This is a genomic window from Inquilinus sp. KBS0705, from assembly GCA_005938025.2.
GTDB lineage: Bacteria > Bacteroidota > Bacteroidia > Sphingobacteriales > Sphingobacteriaceae > Mucilaginibacter.
In genome coordinates, this window is sequence record VCCI02000005.1 from 115,675 (window position 1) to 138,618 (window position 22,944).

General features: G+C 43.4%; 14 protein-coding genes. 9 read left to right on the forward strand and 5 right to left on the reverse strand.

The features are described from left to right. Positions 1–62 precede the first annotated feature (62 nt). From FFF34_018710 to FFF34_018740, 7 genes are all read left to right on the forward strand, one after another. Positions 63–2,948 (forward strand): transcriptional regulator, encoded by a 2,886-nt coding sequence (locus tag FFF34_018710; protein ID TSD62985.1) that lies wholly within the window; start codon positions 63–65, stop codon positions 2,946–2,948. Between the two features lie 259 nt (positions 2,949–3,207). Then, positions 3,208–6,225: a TonB-dependent receptor gene (locus tag FFF34_018715; GenBank protein TSD62986.1), complete on the forward strand. Its 3,018-nt coding sequence runs from the start codon at positions 3,208–3,210 to the stop codon at positions 6,223–6,225. Between the two features lie 20 nt (positions 6,226–6,245). Then, the gene (locus FFF34_018720) at positions 6,246–7,712 is read left to right on the forward strand and encodes a RagB/SusD family nutrient uptake outer membrane protein (GenBank protein TSD62987.1); all 1,467 of its coding nucleotides are present in this window, start codon (positions 6,246–6,248) and stop codon (positions 7,710–7,712) included. A 19-nt stretch (positions 7,713–7,731) separates the two neighbouring features. Further along, positions 7,732–8,565 carry a LamG domain-containing protein gene (locus tag FFF34_018725; protein TSD62988.1) on the forward strand — a complete coding sequence of 278 codons (834 nt, stop codon included), beginning with the start codon at positions 7,732–7,734 and terminating at the stop codon, positions 8,563–8,565. Between the two features lie 110 nt (positions 8,566–8,675). Beyond that, complete coding sequence (locus FFF34_018730; protein TSD63041.1) at positions 8,676–10,331, forward strand: beta-glucosidase; 1,656 nt, start codon at positions 8,676–8,678, stop codon at positions 10,329–10,331. A gap of 57 nt (positions 10,332–10,388) precedes the next feature. Then, a complete protein-coding gene (locus FFF34_018735; protein ID TSD62989.1) occupies positions 10,389–11,741 on the forward strand; it encodes a DUF3131 domain-containing protein in 1,353 nt (450 codons plus the stop codon). A 117-nt stretch (positions 11,742–11,858) separates the two neighbouring features. Continuing rightward, positions 11,859–12,632 carry a prolyl oligopeptidase family serine peptidase gene (locus FFF34_018740; protein ID TSD63042.1) on the forward strand — a complete coding sequence of 258 codons (774 nt, stop codon included), beginning with the start codon at positions 11,859–11,861 and terminating at the stop codon, positions 12,630–12,632. 209 nt (positions 12,633–12,841) lie between these two features. On the opposite strand, the gene FFF34_018745 is transcribed toward FFF34_018740, so the two are convergent. From FFF34_018745 to FFF34_018755, 3 genes are all read right to left on the reverse strand, one after another. Beyond that, positions 12,842–13,471: a response regulator transcription factor gene (locus FFF34_018745; protein TSD62990.1), complete on the reverse strand. Its 630-nt coding sequence runs from the start codon at positions 13,469–13,471 to the stop codon at positions 12,842–12,844. A 3-nt stretch (positions 13,472–13,474) separates the two neighbouring features. Further along, on the reverse strand, positions 13,475–14,377 hold the full coding sequence (locus FFF34_018750) for a sensor histidine kinase (GenBank protein ID TSD62991.1): 903 nt from the start codon (positions 14,375–14,377) through the stop codon (positions 13,475–13,477). 125 nt (positions 14,378–14,502) lie between these two features. After that, positions 14,503–14,754, reverse strand: a complete 252-nt coding sequence (locus FFF34_018755; GenBank protein ID TSD62992.1) for a hypothetical protein — start codon at positions 14,752–14,754, stop codon at positions 14,503–14,505. 239 nt (positions 14,755–14,993) lie between these two features. Here FFF34_018755 and FFF34_018760 point away from each other — a divergent pair, with 239 nt between their 5' ends. Beyond that, entirely contained in the window at positions 14,994–18,650 is a 3,657-nt protein-coding gene (locus FFF34_018760) for an FtsX-like permease family protein (GenBank protein ID TSD62993.1), read from the forward strand. Positions 18,651–18,812: 162 nt separating this feature from the next. Here FFF34_018760 and FFF34_018765 read toward each other — a convergent pair whose 3' ends face one another. Further along, entirely contained in the window at positions 18,813–19,571 is a 759-nt protein-coding gene (locus tag FFF34_018765) for a phosphosulfolactate synthase (protein ID TSD62994.1), read from the reverse strand. 178 nt (positions 19,572–19,749) lie between these two features. Next, positions 19,750–21,153: a tetratricopeptide repeat protein gene (locus FFF34_018770; GenBank protein TSD62995.1), complete on the reverse strand. Its 1,404-nt coding sequence runs from the start codon at positions 21,151–21,153 to the stop codon at positions 19,750–19,752. A gap of 236 nt (positions 21,154–21,389) precedes the next feature. On the opposite strand from FFF34_018770, the gene FFF34_018775 reads away from it, so the two are divergent. Beyond that, positions 21,390–22,931 carry an aldehyde dehydrogenase family protein gene (locus FFF34_018775; GenBank protein ID TSD62996.1) on the forward strand — a complete coding sequence of 514 codons (1,542 nt, stop codon included), beginning with the start codon at positions 21,390–21,392 and terminating at the stop codon, positions 22,929–22,931. Positions 22,932–22,944 lie beyond the last annotated feature (13 nt).

A 22,944-nucleotide genomic window follows, 5' to 3' on the forward strand; every position in this document is an offset into this window, starting at 1 on the left:
TAGCTATGGCGCGAATATTCGGGTAATTCGCTTAAATTCGTGCAGTTCGTGTTAATTAACCTATGCGTAAACATCTCCTGTTTGCATTTTTTATACTACTGAATATATGCGCCTATAGTGCCGATATTAAAAGCATTGGTGTGCCTTATGTGCAAAACTACACTAAGGCGCAGTATCAGTCGGGCAATCAAAACTGGTCGGTAACGCGCGACGAGCATGGCATTATGTATTTTGGCAACGATGAGGGCCTGCTCTCTTTCGATGGTAAATACTGGCAGCTTAACCGCATGCCAAACGGGCTTATCGTCCGCTCAGTAGCTGCCGATGGCAAAGGCAAAATATACTCGGGTGGCTTTGGCGAATTTGGCTACTGGCAAAACAACAGCAAAGGCTTCTTAAAGTATAACTCGCTCACTCATCTTTTACCCAAACAATACCAACCCGTTAAAGAGGAAACCTGGAAAATATATATCGAAAAAGACAGGGTGATATTCCAATCGTTTGGCTTGATATACATTTACGCAAAGGGCCGTGTAAGTGTGGTAAAAGCACCCAAACCATTCCTGTTTTTATTTAAAACCGGCAACCGCTATTTTGTTGAGCAGGTTGATGCCGGGCTGTTTGAATTAAAGGGCGATAAGCTAAGTTACATAGAGGGTAGTAATATATTGGGCAGCCGGGTACTTTCGGTATTGCCATTTGGCAAAGGCCGCTATGTAATTGGAACAGCCAAAAACGGCTTGTTTATTTACGATGGCACAACCTTTAAGGTCTGGCAAAATCAGGCCAATAACTTTTTAAAAACTTATCAGCTTAATAATGGTGTAGTAATACCCGGCAAGTATTTTGCCTATGGGTCTATTTTAAACGGTATCATAATTATTGATACCACGGGTAATGTAATACAACATATCAACAAATCAAGCGGCTTACAAAACAACACGGTATTAAGCCTTTTTATTGATAACGAGCAAAACCTATGGGCCGGACTTGATAATGGTATAGACCGCATAGAAGTGAATTCGCCCCTATACTTTTACTTTGACAAAACAGGCCGCTTTGGTACCGTATACTCCAGCATTATTTTTAACAATAAAATTTACCTGGGCACCAACCAGGGGCTATATTACAGCGAATGGATAGGAACGGGCACCCAGCGTTTGTTTCAATCGTTCGATTTTCAGCTCATCCCGGGCTCGCAGGGCCAGGTATGGGATCTATCCTTACAGGACGGCAAACTGCTTTGCGGGCATAACGATGGCACTTTTCAGGTAAATGGCAGCAGCATCACCAAAATAACATCCCTTAGCGGCGGGTGGACCATAAAAAAATTTAATGCCAATCAGCTAATACAAGGCACCTATACCGGCCTTATCATATACAGTAAAAATGCATCAGGCAATTGGGTATTCGACCATAAAATAGAAGGCTTTAGCGAACCATCGCGTTATGTTGAGCAGGATAGCAAGGGCCAGATATGGGTAAGCCATGCCTATAAAGGCATATACAAGGTTACACTGAGTTTAGATAATAAACGCGTGGTATCTCAAAAATACTACGACAAAAGATCGGGCCTGCCCGATAGCTATAACGTGGGTGTATTTAACCTGGATAACCGCATTGTTTTCTCTTCCGATTCTGGCTTTTATGTTTATGACGATATTACCGACAGGTTTTATAAATACCAGCAATTAAATAACCGGCTGCATACGTTTGCATCTTCAAATAAGGTTATAGCGGCTATAGGTAAAAAATACTGGTTTATTAATCACGGCCGAGTGGCGCTGGCCGACCTATCGGTACCCGGAAAGTTATCTATCGACTCCAATCGCTTTAGCATGCTTAACGGTCAAATGGTGCAGAATTACGAAAACATCAACCTGATTAACAACCTCATTTATTTAATAAGTGTTGATGATGGCTTTGTAATATTAAGCGATAAAGACGCCATGCACCAGCCCCGCATGCAACTACCTGCGGTGCTGATACGCAATGTGGAGAACATCACCGACAAAACATCAGTGATAAGCAACATGAATATTGCCGGCAACGAAATTGCCATACCATATAATCAAAACAATATACGCATAGCCTATTCGCTGCCCTATTACCGGCAGGCAAAAATACAGTATCAGTATTATTTAGAGGGGTATTCGAGGCAATGGTCAGAATGGTCTGTACAAAGCCAAAAGGAGTTTACTAATTTAAACCAGGGCACCTATCAGTTTAAGGTAAGGGCAAAAATTAATAATGAAAGTGTATCTGCTATAACTATTTTTAGCTTTGAGGTACTGCCGCCATGGTATTTAAGTAAAATAGCCATGATCATCTATCTTATCATAGGCTTCTTCATTTATTACATCATCAGGCATTATTATCACCTCAAGCTAAAACGCCACCAGCACGAGATACAGGAAAAGCTCCGCATTGAACAAGAAGAATTTTTAAGGCAAGAGGCTATTGCCAACCAACAACATATAGTAACCATTAAAAATGAGCAGTTGCAAGCCGACCTGGCCAGCAAAAACCGCGAGCTGGCAAATTCGGCCATGAACATTGTTTATAAGAATGAGTTGCTGCAAAAAATAAGTGATGAGATAGATAATTTTAAGGATAGCGCCGGTAAAAAGCTGTCAGAAGAACAGCTCAAAAAAATACATAAGGTTATTAGTGAAGGCATGAGCGATGAGCGGGATTGGAATGTGTTTGAAACAAGTTTTAATGAAGCGCATGAAAACTTCTTCAAAAAATTAAAACACGGCCATCCTGACCTGGTACCGAACGATTTAAAGCTTTGCGCATACCTGCGTATGAATATGAGTAGTAAAGAGATGGCTTCATTATTAAACATTTCGCTGCGCGGGGTAGAGATAAGGCGCTACAGGTTGCGCAAAAAGCTTAATTTAGAGCATGACAAAAATCTTGTGGAGTTTCTCATCGAGCTTTAATACTACATCATTACCTCTCATAGCTCTTATTTTTACAATTGATCAATATGTTAAATATGTAGTATGTATTGTCCACACTAACCAATCATAACATATTGCTTCACAGTAAATTATATTATTGAGTATTAATTTTTGAGAAAGTGTTTCAAGGCATGATGTATTAATGTAGAGTTACATTATTTGTTAAAATTGTATTATCTCCTCAATTTCGACTCTACAAAAACCAATTAGTTCCAAGTACTTAAATTATTTAACCACTATGAAGAGAATTTACACGATCTCAGGGTTATTGCTATTGTTTACTTTTTTCACCAGTGCGGCATTTGCACAAAACGTTACCGTTAAAGGTAAAGTAACAGATGCTGCCAACGGCCAGGCGCTTATAGGCGTAACCGTAGGTGTTCAGGGTACAACAACAGGCACCCAAACAGATGTTAACGGCACGTATTCATTAAATGTAGCCTCTAACGCAACGCTACAGGTATCCTATTTAGGGTATACCACTTTAACAGTTCCGGTAAACGGGCAAACTAATATTGATATTAAACTACAGCCAAGCACCAACGAATTACAAGGTGTGGTGGTAGTAGGTTACGGCACACAACGCAAACTGGACGTTACCGGTTCAGTTGGTGTTGTAAAAGGTGATGATATTGCCAAACAAGCTTCAACCAATGCGGTAAGTTCGTTACAGGGAAAAGTTGCCGGTGTGCAAATAACCAACAGTGGTTCGCCGGGCTCATCGCCAGAGATACGCATTCGTGGTTTAGGGACTGTATATGGCAATGCCAACCCATTATATGTAGTAGATGGTGTATGGTTTGACGATATCAGCTTTTTAAACCCTAACGATATAGAAAATATTAGTATCCTTAAAGATGCTTCAAGCGAATCAATTTATGGTGTTAGGGCCGCTAACGGTGTTGTGTTAGTAACCACCAAAAAGGGTAAAGGTGCACCAAGCATTAGCTACAACGCATATGCTGGTTGGCAGCGAGTTACCAACCAGCCAAAACTGGCAAACGGTACCGAATACGCTACGCTTATTAACGAACTAAACGCAATACAGTTCCCAAGCGACCCGCCAACATTTGCTGATCCGGCTAAATTTGGCCAGGGTACAGATTGGTTAAACGTTGTTTTGCGCAATGCTTTTACCATGAAGCATGATGTAACCGTGAGTGGTAGTACCGAAAAATCAACTTATACCTTTTCTGCTGGATATTTAGAGCAGCAGGGAGTTGTTAAAGGCAATGATTACAGCCGTATAACCGCCCACTTACAACAGGATGTACAAGCAACAAAATTTTTAAAATTAGGATACAATGCAGTACTGCAAGGAAGTAAATCGCAGGATGCCGCCGGTGGGGTAATTTATAAGGCCTTTACCGCGGCGCCAATTGTGCCGGTATATTATAATGATGGTACCTACGGCGACCCGGGTGATTTTCCTATTGGTAATGCAACTAATAACCCGAAGGCACAAATAGATTACTTTAACCAGAAATCAAATAACTATCGCCTTACCGGTAATATGTTTGCTGATGTTAAATTTACCAACTATTTAACTTTCCATACCAGCTTTGGCGGCGAATTTGGCCAGGCGGAAGTATTAGGTTATAACCCGGTTTATAAAGCAAACTCCATACAATTTAATGAGATAAGCGATTTAAATGTCTCAAGGGCCGAAGTAAGAAACTGGATATGGGAGAATACTTTAACATTTGATAAAACATTTGGCAAGCACCACTTAACTGTACTGGCAGGGCAATCAGCTCAACGCTATAAATCGTACAACATAAGTGCTACTGCTCAAAATGTACCAAACACCAGCAATGGCGACCTTTATCTTGCTTTAGGTTCAAATGATGCAACCAACCCACGCTCGGTAACTGATGGTGGCGCACTTGCAACATACCAATCCTTTTTTAGCAGGGTAAACTATTCGTTTAACGACAGGTACTTGTTAAATGCATCTATCCGTGCAGATGGTTCATCAAAATTTTTAGGCAGCGAGCGCTGGGGCTATTTCCCATCGGTAGGTGCCGGCTGGGTTATCAGCAACGAAGATTTTATGAAAGACCAAACCATCTTTAACAATTTAAAGCTAAGAGGCAGCTGGGGTAAAATAGGTAACGCATCGGTTCCGGCAAACCTGTCTACCTTAACCGTTAACAACTCTGCTGGCTTTATAGCCGTATACAATGGCCAGTCTGCAACAGGCGCCAACATTACTGCAATTGTACCCCCTATTACTTATTGGGAGCGCGGTGTTGGTACTGATATTGGTTTAGAGATGGCGTTTCTAAACAACAGGTTAACTTTCGAGGCTGACTATTACCAAAAGAAAACGGAGCAAGCCATATTTGCCATACCTGTATTAGGTTCGTTAGGTACCGATGGTGGTACTATTATTGGCAACCAGGCAACGTTTGAAAACCACGGTTTTGAATTTGCAGCTTCATGGCGCGGTAAAATCGGATCTGATTTTTCTTATAATTTAAGCGGTAACTTCAGCATCAACAACAACAAGGTATTATCTACCATTACAGGTGCTAACCCAATTTATGGTGGCGGCGCTGCCGCAACCGGTGGCCAGTTAAGTACACGTACTATATTAGGCCAGCCAATTGGCGAGTTTTACGGTTTAGTGGTTGATGGTGTATTCCAAAATGCAGCAGAAATTGCTGCATCTAACCAAACTGATGCAAAACCCGGTGATTTTAGATTTAAGGATCTAAATGGTGATAAGGTTATTGATGCGAAAGACCGTACTGTAATAGGCAATCCAAACCCTAAATACCTGTATGGTTTTAGCACCAACTTTAACTATAAAGAGTTTGACCTTACTGTTGATTTGCAAGGTGTAGCCGGTGTTGATGTTTACAATGCCAATAAAGGTCTGCGTTATGGTTCAGAAAACTTTACAAAAGATTTTTATGACAACCGCTGGCATGGCGAAGGTACTTCAACTACCTACCCATCGGCCAATGTTGGTGGTGGTAACAACTACAAACCCAACTCATTCTTTGTTGAAAGCGGCGCATATTTCCGTATCCGCAATTTGCAGTTGGGCTATACGCTTCCATCGGCAGTGGCTTCAAAAGTATTCATGAAAAGGCTTAGAATATTTGCGAACGCGCAAAATGCATTCAACTCATTCAGCTATAAAGGCTTTAATCCCGAAGTTGGCGGTTCTCCAACAAACGCAGGAATTGATAACGGTGTTTACCCACTGTATGCTACCTACAATTTTGGTGTAAACGTTACATTTTAACAATTAAAAATATTAAGGTCATGTTTAATAAAAATATTAAAAACACACTTTTTGTTAGCACTTGTGCTGTGTTGGTGTTGATGCAGGGGTGCAAAAAAAGCTTCCTGGATGTACCACCACAGGCGCAGCAGCCAAGCGTAGAGTTTTTTAAAACTCAGGACGATGCTACTAAAGCCGTAAACTCGATATACGGAAATTTACGCGAATGGAAAGAAACCGCTTTTGCGCCTATGGCTGTTGAAAGCTTAGGATCTGACGAAACAGAGAAAGGCAGTACGCCAAGCGATGCCAGCTTTATGAACGGGTACGACAATTTTACCGTAACCGCAACCGATGGCCAGCTTCAGGATTTTTGGAACGGGCAATATCAAAGTATTAACCTTTGTAATCAGGTGCTGGATAATGTGCCTAACATTACAATGGACGAAAACTTAAAAAACCGTTATCTGGCCGAAGCTAAATTTGTACGCGCCTACAACTACTTTAGGTTAGTGCGCGCATTTGGCGATGTTGTATTACGCTTGCATATAGCTAAGGATGCTACCGAGTACAATTTGCCACGCACACCTAAAACCCAGGTATACGCAGCTATTGAAAAGGATTTAACAGAAGCAGCTGCAGTATTACCGCAAAGTTACAGTTCGGCAGATATTGGCCGTGCTACAAAGGGTGCTGCGCTTTCATTACATGCTAAAGTAGCTATGTATCAAAAGAAATGGGCTGATGTATTAACCTACACCAATCAGGTAATGGGTATGGGTTATAGCCTGTTTCCTGATTTTGAAAAACTATTTAGGATCGCTAACGAAAACAGCACCGAATCAATTTTCGAGATACAATGCCAAAGCCTTCCTGGTGGTGCAGCAACCAGCCAGTATTCACAGATACAAGGCGTTGCCGGCGAGCCTAATGGTGGCTGGGGCTTTAACGTACCAACCGATGCTTTAGTAAATGCTTTTGAACCCGGCGACCCGCGTAAAGATGCAACCATTATTTTTAGGGGCGAAACTACACCTGAGGGTGATGCCATATCGTTAATTGGCCCTAATCCCCGTTACAATCAAAAATCGTATGTGCCTTTTAATGTGCCTTTTGTACAAAACCAGGGCGAGGATCAAAATGTAAGGGTAATTCGTTATGCCGAGGTATTATTAATGAATGCTGAAGCTGCAAATGAAATGGGTAACGCACCACAAGCCCTGGCTTCTTTAGAAAAAGTACGTGCAAGGGCACGCGGTGGCAATAATGCCATACTGCCAAAAGTAACTACTACCGATCAATCTGCTTTGCGTACTGCAATATGGCACGAACGCCAGGTAGAGCTGGCGATGGAGTTTGACCGTTACTTTGATGTAATTCGTCAGGGGCGTGCTGCTCAAGTATTTGGCCCTAAAGGCTGGAAAGCCGGCAAAAACGAAGTTTGGCCGATTCCGCAAAACGAGATCGACCTGGCGGTTGGCGTATTAACTCAAAACCCTGGCTATTAATTATTAACGATCAATCATCATGAAAAAAATAAATATAAAATTGATAGCTGTCGCCGCATTTGGCTTAGGGCTGTCGGCATGCCAAAAAAACTTCGACCCTAAAAGTTATGCCCCTGCTTTAGATATTGGTGGATACACCAGCTCTAACGCTGTTGCAACATCAAACCTGGTGGCACATTGGTCCTTTGATGATAACCTACTTGATAGTATATCAAATACAGCAGGCACATCTACCGGCACCACTTTCAATGCCGGCATAAAAGGTAAATCGTTACAGGGGGCTTTAAAAGGCTACGTGCTGGCTACACCATCGCCGGCTGTTACCGGCCTAAAAAGCTTTACTGTTACCGAATGGGTAAATACCCCACCACCATCAACAGGTATTTTAGGCTTGTTCACACTTGCCAAAACTGATGCCTTTTGGGGCAACATTGAAGTTTTTGTTGAGAATGGAAGTACCAATGACAATGGAAAGTTAAGAATCCACATTTCTAATGGTGTTGATGATAAAACCTTTGCGGTTGATAATGTAGTTAATCTGTTTAACAAATGGGTTAATATAGGCATCTCTTACGATGCAGCATCTGCAAATGTAAAATTGTATGTTAACGGTTCGCGCATAGCTACAGGTACTGTAGATGGGCTTAGCGGACCATTGGCCTTTAATAACACTGGTAAAATTGTATTTGGTTGTGTGCAGTTTATGACTACGCCAAGCCAAACTACAGCTACAGGTGCTCAGGATTGGGCAAGCTATCTTGTTGGCCGCACAGATGAGGTGCGCATTTACAATAAAGCTTTGGCTGATGCCGAAGTAAACGCAGTTGTTAAACTTGAGGGCAGAGGAAAATAAACATTTGATTGAGTATAAGGTTGTTCGGTGTAAAGCCGGGCAGCCTTTTTTTATGAATTGATTTTACGGGTTGGCCGATATAAAAAAGTATGGATATGAGAGCGTTTAAGATGATTGCCGGGATATGCTTGTTTGGTTTGCTATACGCCTGTAAAGGCTCAGATCCTGCACCTACCCCAACTCCGCCGGTTCCACCACCGTCATCATTTAGTTTTGATGCCCTAAAGGTAAATGGTTTATACAATGGCTTTACTTACTACAACGTAAACAAAAAGCCGGTTATAAAAATATCATTTTCGGCGGCTATTAACCATGCATCGGTAAGCAGCGCGGTAAATGTAACCAATAAGGCCGGCAGTGCCGTTAGCTACACCACCAGCTACGAAAATAACGATAGCACCGTAGTAATAAAGCCAACGCTGGCTGCTATTACCAAATATACGGTAGCGGTTTCAACGGGGCTTAAATCATCCAAAAACACTACACTTGGATCTGAGGTTACCGTTAACCTGACAACAGGTATCGACTCGGCAAATAAATTCGCTGCTATTTCTGATAATCAACTGCTTGACCTGGTACAAAAACAAACCTTTAAGTATTTCTACGATTTTGGACACCCCGTAAGCGGCCTTGCCCGCGAGCGTAATACGTCGGGTGATATTGTAACCACCGGTGGATCTGGCTTTGGCATTATGGCTATGGTAGTAGGGGTCAATCGTGGCTTTATCAGCCGTGCCGAAGGTTTGGCACGTATGCAAAAAATAGTAGGCTTTTTAAAAACCAAGGCTGCTACTTTTCATGGTGCTTTTCCGCATTGGTTAAATGGCGCTACAGGCGCGGTGCAACCCTTTAGCGACCAGGACAATGGCGCCGACCTGATAGAAACCTCGTACCTGATGCAGGGCCTGTTAACTGCACGCCAGTATTTTAGCCAGTCTACCCCTGCCGAAACTGCTTTACGCACCGATATTAATACCCTTTGGCATAATGTAGAGTGGGGTTGGTTTAGGCAAGGCAACCAGAATGTTTTATACTGGCACTGGAGCCCTAACAACGGTTGGGCCATCAACATGAAAATAACCGGCTGGAACGAAGGCCTTATCGCTTACACGCTTGGGGCATCGTCGCCAACTCACAGTATCCCTAAAACGGTGTATGATAACGGCTGGGCACAAAATGGTGGTATAAAAAATGGCAAAACCTTTTATGGCGTTCAACTGCCTTTAGGCCCAGACCAAGGCGGGCCGCTGTTTTTTGCGCATTACTCTTTCCTGGGCATCAACCCTAATGGCTTAAAAGATGCCTACGCCAGTTATGATGTGCAAAACAAGGCGCATAGTTTAATTAATTATAACTATTGCGTGGCAAACCCTAAGGGCTATTATGGCTATAGTGCCAACTGCTGGGGCTTAACCGCAAGCGATATCGAAAACGGCTACACCGCAAGTTCGCCAACCAATGATGTTGGGGTAATTGCGCCAACGGCGGCTATATCATCCTTACCCTACACGCCAACACAATCTATGAATGCGCTGCGCTTTTTTTATTACAAGCTGGGCGATAAGATGTGGGGCAAGTATGGCTTTTACGATGCATTTAATTTAAATGATACCTGGTTTGCCAACTCGTACCTGGCTATAGACCAGGGCCCGATAATTGTAATGATAGAAAATTACAGGAGCGGCTTATTATGGAAATTATTTATGAGTTGCCCCGAGGTAAAAACCGGCATGAAGGGCTTGGGCTTTACATCGCCAAACTTATAAAACAAAGGGTCTGCCATAATGCGCAGCACCTTAACAAACTAATTTAAACTAATAAACATGAAGAAGATATTACTTTTTGCCTTTATGGTAATAACATCTGCTTACTGTATGGCACAAAAGCCCGCTATGGCAAAAGAAGATGGCATTAAACCGGTAGGTATTATAAAAAACTTAAGCGATAGCGCACTTTTAGACGTGGTACAGCGCCAAACCTTCCGTTACTTTTGGGATTTTGGACACCCGGTTAGCGGCATGGCCCGCGAACGCAGCAACAGATCGTTTGATTATGGCGACGAGGTAGTTACCACAGGTGGTACCGGCTTTGGTATTATGGCCATGATAGCTGCCGATCACCGTAAATTCATCAGCCACGAGCAATCTGCTGATCGCATGCTGAAGATAGTTGATTTTTTATACAAGGCCGATGCTTATCATGGTGTTTTCCCGCACTGGCTTAACGGCGAAACCGGTAAAACCATACGCTTTGGCCGTAAGGATGATGGCGGCGACCTGGTTGAGACCTCGTACCTGTTTCAGGGCCTTTTATGCGCACGCCAGTACTATACTGCCAACACCCCAAAAGAACGCCGCATACGCGATGTAATAGGCTGGATGTGGGGCGAAGTAGAGTGGGACTGGTATACCCGCGAGGGGCGCGATAACCTTTACTGGCACTGGAGCCCTAACAATGGATGGGCCATGAACTTTGCAATTCGCGGGTTTAACGAGTGTTTGATAACCTACATCCTTGCCGAGAGCGCCGAAAGGTATCCCGTTGGCGAAAATGTATACAGAAACGGCTGGGCACAAAGCGATTTCTTTAAAAACGGCAACACATACTATGGCCACAAATTACCGCTGGGCTTTCCGTACGGTGGGCCGCTGTTCTTTTCACAGTATTCATTTTTAGGTTTAAACCCTAAAGGGTTAAAGGATCGCTATGCAGATTACTGGGAACAAAACTTAAACCATACCCTCATCAATCACGATTACTGTGTAGATAACCCTAAGAAGTACAAAGGCTATGGCGAAAACAGCTGGGGCCTTACCGCCAGCGACAACTACGAAGGGTATAATGCGCACTCGCCTGATAATGACCTGGGGGTAATTACACCTACAGCGGCATTATCCGCATTCCCGTACACGCCGGAGTATTCTATGAAAGCGCTACGCCATTTTTACTATGACCTTGGTGATAAAATATGGGGCGAATATGGCTTTACAGATGCCTTTAGCGAATCGCATAACTGGTACGCCAAATCGTACCTGGCTATTGACCAGGGGCCTATAGTAGTAATGATAGAAAACTACCGCAGCGGCCTGCTTTGGAACTTATTTATGAGCTGCCCCGAAATACAACGCGGCCTAAAAAAGCTTGATTTTCAGAGCCCGGCTATTGCCAGAAACTAATTGCCTAAAAAATAATTTAAAATAGGTTGAATTAATTTTCGTTATTGTTACGTTTACAAATAACATCAACCGAAATAACTTATTTTAATGACACTTAAAAAATTAACCATAATAGGGATGCTGGGTATGTTATACCTGGCATTTCCTTTTTTAGCCCGGGCGCAGGATAATTCTGCATTTGACAGGGGTACCTTTATTAGTAAAAAAGACACGCTGCCCTACCGCATACTCTTCCCGCAAAGGTTTGATCCTACCAAAAAATACGCGGTTATATTTGTACTTCACGGCGCCGGCGAGCGTGGTAACGACAACGTCGCCCAGCTTAAATATGGCCCAAAATTGTTTTTAAACGATACTATTCGCGATAAATACCCTGCCATTGTAGTGGTGCCGCAATGCCCGGCCAATAGCTTTTGGTCTAACGTAAAGATTGACACCTCGGGCGCTAAATTGAAGTTCATTTTCCAGGAGGGCGGTGACCCTACACGGGCCATGATAGCTCTGATGGGCCTTGTGAATCAGATACTTGACAAGCCTTATGTAAACAAAAAACAAGCTTATGTGGGCGGCCTTTCTATGGGTGGCATGGGTACATTTGAGATCATCAGAAGGATGCCTAATACCTTTGCAGCGGCCTTTGCCATATGTGGTGGTGATAACACCAATAATGCCGTAAAATACGCTAAAAAGACCCCTTTGTGGATATTTCACGGGGCTAAGGATAGCGTAGTGCCGTTCGATCATTCGCAGGTGATGGTTACCGCTATTAAGGATGCCGGTGGCGACCCCAAGTTCACCGTATACCCTAACGACGACCATAACAGCTGGGATGACGCCTTTGCCGAGCCGCAGTTTATGCCCTGGTTGTTTGCCCACAGCAAAACCAAATAAATAACAAACGAGGCTATCCCTAAAATATAGCCTCGTTTGTTTTAATCAGCATTTTACATTCCATACCCTTACTCAGGGCATTTCACTTTTTTCGCTGCCATGCGCAAAATTTTCTCTTTTTTTCGTTTTAATTCGTTTGGGGTGGTTTACTAATATAACATTATCAGTCACAAATACAAGCATTTAAGAAAGAAAAGTTTGCGCGGGCGCTAAATTATCTTTCGCTCGTAGGCATATTTTAGCAGGCCCACCACCGATTGGGTATTGGTTTTGCGCAGGATATTTTTGCGGTGGGTTTCAACGGTGCGCTCGCTGATAAAAAGGATGTCGGCAATTTGCTTGTTGCCAAAATCCTGCTCTATCATCCTGATGATCTCTATCTCCCTATCGGTTAACCGCGATTCCTCCTGGTTGCGTTTAAAGGATTTCATGAGCTGCAGTGTAATGTCCTGCCCAAAGTAGTTCTGACCGTCGGCTACCTTGTTCAACGCCTCTATCAGCTCTTGCTTGCCGGTATTTTTTAATATGTAGCCTGCAATACCTGCATCTATCATTTCGGCTACTACCTGGCTTTCGCTAAACATGGATAGGGCAATCACCTTAATATGGGGATATTTCTTTTTCACAATGCGGGTAAGCTCGATGCCGCTCATTTCGGGCATGCTAACATCGGTGAGCAATATATCGGGGCTAACATGCTCCAGCTTGTCTAAAGCCTGTAAAGCGCCATTGCTTTCGCCAACTATTTCAAACCCGTCAATCGTGTTGATGATCAGCTTAAGGCCGTCGATAACCATTTGGTGGTCATCAACAATAAAAATACTTTTAAAAGTATCCATAGTTTAGTTTAGGGGTATTAATATAGCCACCAGCGTACCTTTGCCCGGCGATGATGAAATATCGACAGTTCCTTTCAAATATTCAACACGGGTGATCATATTTTTTAAGCCGATGCCTTCAAATTTCTTTTCGGCATAATGGTCAAAGCCTTTTCCGTTATCCTCGATAGTGACAGATATTTCGTCGTCCTCCATTATCAGCTGCACATCTAATTGCGACGCTCCGGCGTGTTTAATTACATTATTTACTGTTTCTTGTATCACCCGGTAAAGCACTATCTCGGTATTGTTGTTGATGCGCTCGTCCCAGCCCGATGTTTCAAAAACTATTTTCAGCTTTTGCGATTCCAATTTATTCAAAAAATCGCGTAATGCAGCAACCAAGCCGGCTTTAAGTAACACGCCCGGCATCATTTGATGGGCAATGGCCCGCACTTCGTTACAGCCTTCATCAACTATAGCCATGGTATTTACGGCCAACAGGTGGTTATCGGGCTGGTTGGTTTTTATGCGTTCCATCAGCGTGTCCAGGTTCATGCGGGTGGTTGATAGCAACTGCCCCACCCCGTCCTGCAAATCGGCGGCAATGCGCCTGCGCTCGTTCTCTTCGGCGGCAATAATGCGCTTGGTTACAATTTCCTGCTGTAAAATAATTTCGGCCTGCAGCAGGGTTTGTTTTTTAAGGCTGTAAAACCTGTAGTATAAATAGCCCAGGGCTATAAACATAATTACCGCGCTTAAAATAATGTTAAGGTTGGCAGATAGTTGCTCGAAGTTAAGCATAAGGGGCTTTATGCCCGAACCGGGGATAACGTAGCTGTCGCGCATATCATACAGATATTGACCAAGCAAATTGCTGCAGGTAACACCTAAGGTTATTAATATGGCTGTTACAATTCTTAACATTTTATACACCCATATTTAATAAATACAGGTGCATAAATTTAAGCTGCCGCAGCTTTTTGGCATATACCGTAAAACACGTATTTACAGCTGCGTATTTGCACTTATTAAATAAAGCCGTTTACAGCTTATAGCACTTCATCGGTACTGCCGCCGGCCTTATCGCTATTGGTAATATCCTTATCCGCGTTCAGATCAAAGGATGGATCGGATGGTGTAAGGGCTTCTTCTATACCATCCATATCGGCAACCACATCATCCTGGTTCACTACTTTTTCTGCCTCATCGCTATTGGTTATCACTTCCTTTTCGGTGGTATTAACTTTTGGGTCGCCGGGCGGGTTTGGCGCCGGGGTATTGTTTGGGTTCGCACTCATCATCTTCTGTTTTATTAGATAACAGTTGCTTTTAGGGGTTGTTTGAGGGAGGGGTAATATTGAATGATGAATTTTGAATGTAGAATATCGAAGTATATCATAATGCATCCCTCACATTCTCCCGCATATCCGCAGTGCGCACTCCAGTCATCTGCGGCACAAAAGCTTAAATTTCATTTTATATAATTCAATATAGATCAATAGTTTATAAGTTTGGGAATAGCAACACCCTTTTATTTCAATTGAACACCTACACATTACATATCAACGGCTACGATATAGCTTTTTTTGGGGCGATATTTATCAGCATCACACTTATGCTGCTTTTATGGTTCACAACAAAGGCAAACCGCTTTTTGGCAATGGCATTGGCTGTTGCTGTTTTGTGGATGGCCCGGTTGGTGGCCATTGATATTGGCCTTACCGCCTACCTGCCTTATTGGAGCAGGCTACCGCTGCAGTTTGCGCTTGCGCTTGGCCCTTTCATTTACTTTTATGTAGTTAAAATAACCCGGCCCAATTTTCAGTTTAAGTATAAACACCTGCTGCATTTTAGCCCCCTAATGCTCGAGTTAGGTGCACACGCATTAAAAGTTGGTGATAGTATAAAAACCGGCTTAACTACTTATCAAACACCCGCGTTTGAGCAACTGAGCACTATAGTGCATTTAACAGCCTTTGTTTCTGTTGCTCTTTATATTTACCTGTCTCATGGCCAGATATTACACTTTTACCGGCAGCAAAAATTTAACAGCGGCGATAGATACCGCAATAAGCTGCGGTGGCTGCATCGCTTACTAATAGCGTTTGGCCTGTTATGGCTGTTGTGGTTACCCTTAACCCTGGCAAATAGTTTTTATTATCATTACCCGCAGGTTTACAACCCTTTGTACCTGCTTTTAATGTTAATGATGATATGGATGGCGGCAAGGGCCTTTTTAGGGCCGCAAATAAGCATGCCGCCAGCCGGCGCGACTGTTTTAAAACCATTGCTCCCTGCCGAACTGAAGCAAAAAGGCATTTGGCTAAAAAGAACTATGCAAACCGGCGGCTATTACCAGGACCCGGAATTAAGCCTAAGCTCGCTTGCAGAAAAGTTGGAGATGAGCCCGCACGAGTTATCGCGTATCATTAACACGGTACTCAAAAAAAGCTTTAACGATTTTGTTAACGAATACAGGGTAGCAGGCGTGGTGCAAAAAATGCAGGACCCTGCTTATAACCATATTACCCTGCTGGGTATTGCGTTCGAGTCGGGCTTTAATTCAAAAACCACCTTTAACCGTACTTTTAAGCAAATTACCGGCAAAAGCCCTGCTGAGTATAAAGATCATCTTAAAAAAGAAAGCCCATATTATAATTTGGGGCGTACTACCCGTTTTGCGGCGGTAAATTCGATGCATGATACCACGGTTAAATGGTCTCATAAACAATTAAACCGCAACTTTATGTTTAAAAATTATTTTAAGATTGCCTGGCGCAACCTTACACGCAATAAAAGTTATGCCGCTATTAATGTAACCGGCCTGGCCGTTGGTATTGCCGTTTGTATGGTTATATTTATCATTATACAATACCAAACAAGCTTTGATAGTTTCCATCCCAAAAAAGACCGGGTTTACAGGGTATTGACCGAGTACCATCATGCCGAATCGTCAGAAATATCCTACGCTAAAAATGTGCCTTTTCAAATGCCCACGGCATTACCCGTGGCTTTCCCGCAATTAGAGCAGGTAGCCCCGGTGTATGCCAGCCATAACGACGAGCTACAGGTAATAGATGCTAACGGAACACCCCTAAAAAATTTTAAAGAGCGCAACGGTGTGTTTTACACAACGCCTTCGTTCTTTAACATGTTTAATTTCCCGCTGCTGGAGGGCTCGTACGCCTCGCTAAAAGACCCCAACAATGTATTACTTACGAAAGAGATAGCGGAAACCTATTTTGGTGATTGGAAAGCAGCAATGGGTAAAACCATTAAAATAACAGGCTACTACAATATTGGCGCGGGGTTGTTTCAGTTTCCGGCAACAGCACTCACGGTTTCGGGCATCCTGGCAACTATACCCGCTAATTCCGACTTTCAGCTAAAATTGGTTGTTGCCTATGGTACCGATTTTACCGGCGATAAACAATATGGCTTTCAACAACCTATTGTAAATGCATTGGCACCCGATTTCGGTTGTTATGTTTTGTTGCCCCCTAATGTTACCGCCGCCGGTTTTAATGAACAATTAAGCGCGTATGCCAAAAAAACACGGGCTGCCGACAATAAGGACAGTTACATTATACAACCCATAAGCGATGTACATTACGATGCGGAGGCGGGCAATTACAGCAAAAAAACCATCAGTCACCAGCTTATTAATGTGTTATGGCTCATCGGGGCATTTATACTGTTAATTGCCTGTGTAAACTTTATCAACCTATCTACCGCGCAGGCGGTTAACCGGGCGAAAGAGGTTGGTGTAAGAAAAGTGTTGGGCAGCAATAAAGCGCAGTTGCAGATACAGTTTATTATCGAAACGTTTTTGATAGTTACGTTTGCCGTTATACTTGCCTCCGGTATTTCGCTGCTTGTATTGCCTTCTGTAAATAAGCTTTTAGAGGTTTCGCTCTCCTTCAACATACTCAATAACCCTGCAATTATTCCGTTTCTTTTAATCGTAACAATTGTTGTAACGGCATTGGCCGGTTTTTATCCGGCCATGGTTTTATCCGGCTTTAACCCCATTAATGCTTTAAAAAATAAGCTTAGCACCAATACACCCAATGGGTTTTCGTTACGCAGGGGGTTGGTTACTTTTCAATTCATCATTGCACAGGTATTGATCATCGGTACACTCATCATTGTACAGCAGATGAACTTTTTTATACATCAGCCACTGGGTTTTGATAAAGATGCGATAGTAAATGTTTCGTACCGGCCCGGTAGTGGAGGCGAATATTTAAAGCAACAGTTATTGCAGATAAATGGTGTTAAGGCGACAAGTTTTAGTTCGAACAGCCCGGTTGAGGATGATAATAATATGTTTACCACCCTTAAATTTGACAATGCCATAAAAGACGCCGACTTTAAGGCCATAACCAAATTTGCTGATGAAGATTATGTGCCTACTTATAAACTAAAATTGGTAGCGGGGAGAAACTTGCAACCCTCCGGCTGGACAAGGGAGTTTTTAGTAAATGAAGCTTTTGTAAAAAGCTTAGGGCTTAAAAAACCGGAAGACATATTAAATAAAGAAGTGAACATAATGGGCGGCCTGATAAAATGCCCGGTTGTTGGCGTGGTTAAAGATTTTAATAACCGCTCGTTCCGTAACGATCTGGCGCCCTTACTTATTGCTACCAACAACACCATGTATCGCCAGGTGTCTATAAAGCTTTCGACCACAAACATCGCTTCTACCATGGGTGCCATCGAAAAAATATGGAAGCGTACATTCCCCGATTATGTATACGAATACCAGTTTTTAGATGATAAAATTGCCAGCTTTTATAAACAGGAAAACCAATTAGCCGCTTTATATAAAATATTCGCTGCTATTGCCATATTTCTAAGTTGCCTGGGTTTATATGGCTTAGCATCGTTTATGGCCGTGCAGCGTATAAAAGAAGTGGGCATACGCAAAGTATTGGGCGCTACTGCGGGCAGTATTGTATACCTGTTTTCGAAAGAATTTGTAATGCTTATTGCCATTGCTTTTGCCGTTGCCACGCCCATTGCCTGGTATTGCATGCACCAATGGCTGCAATATTATGTTTATCGCATCAGTATTAGCTGGTGGCTGTTTGTAATGGGCGGCCTGGCTGCTGTTATCATTGCATTAACCACTATCAGTTTCCAGGCTATAAGGTCGGCAAGGGCCAACCCGGTAAAGAGCTTGCGGAGCGAATAGACTCCAGCCGGAGGATAATATCGAATTATGAATTTTGAATGTAGAATATCGAAGTAAATCAGCCAGTCAAATACAAAACCTTTACTTCATAATTCAATATTGGACATTCGATATTAAAAATTAAAAGCTTAAGCTGTTTAGCCAAAGATCTCCTAAGGGGTTCTACTTCAAAAAGTGCTCAAAGGTATCGCTACGTATGCCCAGGCGCAGGGTCTCCAGGGGGATGATATCTGCCGGGGCTATGTTGCCTAAACTTACATTAGCGCCTATCAGTTTAATAAACCATACCTGCTGTGCTTTTTGCGGGGCTTCCCAAATAATGGTTTCTTCGGGTATTTGGGTCAGAATCTCATCAACCAGGCCCTGGCGCACCTCGCCCGAGTCGCGGTAGATGCCCACGTTGCCACTTTCGCGAGCTTCGGCTATTACCTTCCACGCGCCGGCTTCAATCTCGGCCAGCATCAGCTTTATCCACTTATAGGGGGCAAATATCTTTTGTATATCCTTTGAGCCAACTTCCGATATTACTGTTACCTGTTTGCTCAGCTTACGGATGTATTCGCATTTTTCATCATGCTCTATGGTGATAGATCCATCAGATACTTCGGCGTATTCCAGTTGATATTTATCCAGCAGTCGGCAATAATCATCAAACTGTCCCCTAACTATCATCGCTTCAAACAGGGTGCCGCCAAAGTAAACCGGCAGGCCGGCATCCTTGTAAAGCTTTAGCTTAGCATCCAAATTAGGGCTAACAAATGATGTTGCCCAGCCAAGCTTTACCAGGTCGGTGTATTGGCTGCCCATTTCAATAAAATCTTCCGCTTGCCGCAAGCTTAAGCCTTTATCCATTACCATGGTTAGGCCGCTGTTACGGGGCTTTGCTGTACGCTCCGGAAGATCATTTATATGATAATTCATCTATATCGCTTATCTGTAATAACGCGGCAAATTTTCAAAAAAAAAGCCAATACTAAAAATAGTCTGGCTTTTAATATGGTTATTATACTGTTACCGTTCCGTCAAGTAAACGATAATAGCAGCGGTTTATTTCAGGTTTATTGCCGATAACGATAGCTTATATGCCTGTTACTGTTGTTTATTTTGTGTAACGGTTTATAATATCCACTATCACTTTGTTTTTTTGCAATTGTGGCAGGTAGTCAAACAAAATGTAATGCTTTTCCGGGTCCGATGCCAGGGCCATCTCTAAAAAGTTAAGCGCCTCGCTGTACTCGCCTTTGGCAAATAAATATGCCACCATGCGGTAATAAAGCTCGGCCGCGTCGGGGTTGTTTTTTATCGCTGATGACATGACCTCGATAGCATCGGCCAGGCGTTGCTGCTCGTACAATATCGACGAATAGTCCAGCCATGCATCCACATCAATGGGGTTAAGCTCAACCACTTTTTCGTAAGCATGCTCGGCCTCCGGCAGGTGGCCCAGTTTGTATTCGGCATCGGCAATGGCAAACCAGTAGTCGGCATTGGCAATATCAAGGTCTAAAGCCTTTTTGTAAAAGTGCAGGGCCTCAAAGTAGCGTTCTTCAAAATCAAGCGTTACACCAATACCAAACCAGGCATCAGCCAGCTTAGGGTCCATCTTAACCGATTTTTTGTAGAATGAACGCGCCTCGTCCATTTGCTCCAGTTTTTCGTAGCACTCGCCTATCGCGCAATAGGTATCGGCGTTGGGCTGTTCGTACTCAAAAGTTTGACGGTAAACGTCTATGGCTTCGGCATATTTTTCTAAGTTAACCAGGGCGTTACCCTTGTTAAAGTAAGCCGATGCAAAGCTGTCCTTTATCAATATAGCGTAGTCGTAAGAATCAATAGCTTTTTCAAACAGGCTTAATTTGGTGTAGGCGTTACCTAAGTTATACCATGCGGCATAGCTGTAGGGCTCGTTATTAATATACTGCTGATAAAACTGAACGCTTTCTTCCTGATTGTCTAACACATCGTAACAAAATGCAAGTTCGTACAGGGCATCCTGGTTTTCCATGTTTTGCTTAAGGCATAGCTTAAGGTAGGTTATAGCGGTATCGTAATCGCCCATGTTTTGATAAACGTAGGCAATGTGCAATAGTATCTCGTCGGTCTCTTCGGCAAGCTCCAATGCTTTCTCATAGTTCTCTAAAGCCTCGGCGTTACGCTCCATACTTTCGTACAGGTTACCGCGAATGATGTATATATCGGCATCTGATGCTTCCAGCATAGCAGCCTTATCTAGCGCGGCAAAGGCCTCGGTGGCGCGGTTGGTAACCACTAATAACTGGGCTTGCTTTATTAAGAATACGGCAGCAAAAGGGTGCTGGTTACGGGCATATTCTGATACCTGCAGCGCCTTGGCCGGGTCATTCTTTTCGATGTAATAGTCTATGATGTTCTCAAACGCCTGCGCATCAAAAAAGTACTGATCATGATTGCGTATCATTTCTTCGTACCGTTCTACCGAAAACTTTGGATCTTCGGTAAAACCAAATTCAAATTCTTCTTCCATTCAAGTTTATTTGCAGAACACCTCATTTCCCCTACGGATGGTTAATCCGCAAGGCTTAACTTGTGTTCAAGTTACAATTAGTACATTCTTAATAGCAAATTAGTTTTCAACATACACACATTGTTAACACCGGTTAGTGCAAGTACTTGATAATAAATATGAAGCAATTTAACCGGCAATAGAGGAGTTGATATTATTTGCCCTAAAGATTTTTACCTTTGACAAAAGTAACAATTATGAGCTTAGTAATTTCTGATATTCTTGATCATTTACATATAAACGACATTAACCACGCTTTTAGTACAGGCAGCAACTGGGGCAGCAGCCCCAATGCGCAGGCTAAAGACATCCTGTCGCCGGTTGATGGCAAAAAAATAGCGTCAGTTAATTTTGCTACCGCCGATGAATATGACGCTGTAGTACAAACCGCCGCAAAGGCCTTTAAAACCTGGCGCACCATACCTGCACCTAAACGAGGCGAGATCGTTCGCCAAATAGGCGACTCGCTGCGCGCTAATAAAAAGCAGCTGGGCACCCTCGTATCGTACGAGATGGGCAAAAGCCTGCAGGAAGGCTACGGCGAGGTACAGGAAATGATAGATATTTGCGATTTTGCCGTGGGCCTAAGCCGCCAGTTGTATGGCTTAACCATGCACAGCGAGCGCCCCGAGCACCGCATGTATGAACAATACCATCCGCTGGGTATTGTGGGTATAATATCGGCCTTTAACTTCCCGGTGGCAGTGTGGAGTTGGAATGCCATGCTGGCCTGGGTATGCGGCGATGTATGCATCTGGAAACCGTCCGAAAAAACGCCGTTAACAGCCATTGCCTGCCAGCACATAGCACAAGAAGTTTTTAAACGCAACAATATTGATGAAGGCGTAAGCTGCCTGGTAATAGGCGACCGCCACATTGGCGAATTAATGAGCAACGATACCCGCGTGCCGCTGGTATCGGCCACCGGCTCCACCCGTATGGGTAAGGCGGTTAGTGCCGCGGTTGGTGCACGCTTAGGTAAAAGCCTGTTAGAACTGGGCGGCAACAATGCCATTATTATTACCGAAAATGCCGATCTGGATATGTCGCTTATTGGCGCGGTGTTTGGCGCGGTAGGTACAGCAGGGCAACGTTGCACCAGTACACGCAGGCTAATTATCCACGCCAGCGTTTACGAGGCCTTTAAGCAAAAGCTAGTTAACGCCTACAAGCAAATAAAAATTGGCAACCCGCTTGACGAAAACAACCACATGGGCCCGCTGATTGATACCGACGCCGTGAACGCCTACCTTGATTCGATAGAGAAATGTAAAGCCGAAGGCGGCAGCTTTGTGGTAGAGGGCGGCCAGTTAATCGGCGATGCCTATGCATCGGGCTGTTACGTTAGGCCTTGTATTGCCGAGGTGCAAAACCACTACCAAATTGTACAGCACGAAACCTTTGCCCCTATTTTATACCTTATCAAATACAATACCATCGAAGAAGCCATCGACCTGCAAAACGGGGTGCCGCAGGGCTTATCATCGGCCATCATGACCGGTAATTTGCGCGAGGCAGAAACATTCCTTTCGTATGCGGGTTCTGATTGTGGTATTGCCAATGTAAACATCGGTACATCTGGTGCCGAAATTGGCGGGGCATTTGGCGGCGAAAAAGAGACCGGCGGTGGCCGCGAATCGGGCTCAGACGCATGGAAAGTTTACATGAGGCGCCAAACCAATACTATAAACTATTCAAAAACGTTGCCTTTAGCGCAGGGCATAAAATTCGACCTGTAGTTATTATTTTTTA